Here is a 2,334-nt window from a genome sequence, read left to right as displayed (position 1 = left end):
AAGAGGTCAGGGCGAACCTGCGAGAAGTAGTACGGCCGCTGGGCGATGAAGTCCACCGCATCCATGCCGGTCAGATAGTCCGTGCTGGTCTCGGAGTAGCGGGTGTTCTCCTTCCCGTCGAAGAACTTCCCGCTGGTGGTCTTGGAGACCTCGATGGTGCCACCGGAGACGCTCATCGCAACCTGATGGGTCTGGTTCCCGTAGCCGTCATAGGGCTGATATGTGTGGCTGACGCTGTCGAACTCGCCTGCCTCAAGCGCTTCGAGAACTCGGTTTACATCCATGATCAGCGCCTCCAGGTTGGCCGAAGAGTGGGAGACGCCCCGACCACCGGGGTGGTCGGGGCGTCTCTGAAACCCCACGTTGAAAGGTGAGGGCCCCAGCCTAGAACCGGCTCGTCGACTGCATGTGTGCTTTCAGCAAGTTCGTTCCCAACTGGCCCCGTCCCTCGAGGCCGCTCCCACAGGAACTCCTCCGGGGCCGGAATAACGGACCGCGTTGCGCTCACAGGTGGCAGCAGTGCATCCGCCGTACGTGGCCGCCGGCAGAATCACCCTCCCGGATAGCGGTTCCACCAGTTCGGGTCCCAGCCCCCAACGTACTCGCCGCCGCTCGGCGAGTCGGTGGCTTCGCTCAGCAGGTCGCGGGCCAGGGTATCGAGAACCCAGGCCAGTTCGTGGCGGCTCACCAGGCCGCTCGGCAGTGCCTCGACACCGTGCGCCGCCCCGAGCAGGGCGCCGGTCACACAGGCGACCGAGGCACCGCTCGGTGCGCCGGCCGCGAAGCGCAGCGCGCTCTCGACGTCGCTACGGTCAGGGAAGGAGGCTGCGGCATAGAGCCCGCCGAGGAGTGCTGCCGGTGCCGTGGCCTCCGGTGCGAGCTGAGCGAGCTGTCCGGCGTCGGCGGGCTGAGCAACGGCCTGCCGGAGGGCTGCAGCGAGCCGCCCGTGCTCGTCGTCGCTAAGGCCCCGGTCAAGGGAGGGAAGAACGGAGAGCCCGGTCTGAAGTGAATCCCGTACCCCGTTGCCGGTCAGGCAGTGGTGGACCAGCACGATCGCGCGGGCTGCGGCGGAGTGCGCCGCCGCGTCACCGTGCGTCAAAGCGGCAAACTCTCGCGCCTGCTCGGTCCAGTACCCCAGATCCGAGACGGCAACCGCGGCAACCGGAAGGGTACGGGTCAGAGCGTGGTAGCCACGGCTGTCCGTCGCCGGTCGCTCCAGGGTGCCCTGCTCGACCTTCGACAGCGCCGCCACCGTCGCCGGCGCGGAGCCGCGCCGCTCCGCCAGCACAGATACCTGCGCCAGCCAGCCGTCCGGCCACGCCGTTTCGGTGTCGAAGGGAGCCCAGCGCCGCCTCATCCGCTCGGCCTCGATGCCCTGCAGGGCCGCCCACCGGCAGTACGCGTGCCAAACCACCGACGCCGGATGGCAGATGCCCTTGTGCTTGCCACGGACCATCGCACGGATGGTGCCCTCCGCAGTGAAGCAAGCCAACTGGGCACTCACCCCGGCCCGCAACGGGCCGTCGGCTGGCACCTTGCCCCCGGCGGCCCCCAGCGTCTCCCCCACCGCCAGACCAAGCAGCATCCCCCGTACTCGAGACTCCGCCCTGTTCCGCAGGAACTTCCTCCGGTGCTCCTGCTCCTTCTCCTCTTTCGCACGCTCCTGCTCGGGAGTGAGCACGAGAGGCGGATCCCACACGATGCCGCCCAGGTGGTAGGGCTGGTACTGCTCGTCATCCACCTCCACCCCGTCCTGGCCCTGCTCACCATGCGCCATACGCTCCCCCTCCAACAACGCGCAATGCCGCGCTCTCCAAGAACAGCAGTGATACCACCTCGTCCGCGGCTCAGGACCGGCAGGAGCAAGACCGTCGCGTTGCCCGGGGTAACGGCCGGGGGCTGCACCATGACCGCCACAAGGACGAACCGTTATAACTGCGCACCAGCCAAACGACCTGAGCATCCCCGAAGCCACGACACGACAGGCCTAACTGACCAGCAGCAATGCACGCCAACGTCACCACACCGCCAGCAGGTACACACAGGAAGACAGCCTCGCAGCGGAACCAGAGCAGTCAATCAAAGTGCACAACCACTGGTCACAGCACTCCCACATGAGCAGCTCTTCCAGGCGGTGACAGTAGGGCAGAGGTCTGCACTACCGTGTGCCGCCACCGGCCCTCCCCGCCTCGGGCACCGGCCGAACCACTCGTCATTCAGTAGGGAGGAAAGCTCTCGATGGGGCACCGCGCACTCCCCCACCCGGTGAAGTGAACCGCTCCGGGTTCGGTAGAGATCTCAGATGTTGGTTGTGACCTGGGGTTTCGTGGTTGT

2 protein-coding genes are annotated in these 2,334 nt (G+C 66.9%); both read right to left on the bottom strand.

The genetic code is table 11. The annotated features are described in order from the left end of the window. On the bottom strand, positions 1–284 hold a 284-nt coding region (locus AC3EUJ_RS37065), incomplete at its 3' end, for a hypothetical protein (RefSeq protein WP_431969386.1). A 266-nt stretch (positions 285–550) separates the two neighbouring features. Beyond that, the gene (locus AC3EUJ_RS37060; RefSeq protein WP_431969384.1) at positions 551–1,777 is read right to left on the bottom strand and encodes an ADP-ribosylglycohydrolase family protein; all 1,227 of its coding nucleotides are present in this window, start codon (positions 1,775–1,777) and stop codon (positions 551–553) included. Positions 1,778–2,334: the final 557 nt, after the last annotated feature.

The organism is Actinacidiphila sp. bgisy160 (genome assembly GCF_057707815.1).
This window is presented reverse-complemented; position numbering and strand designations above follow the sequence as displayed.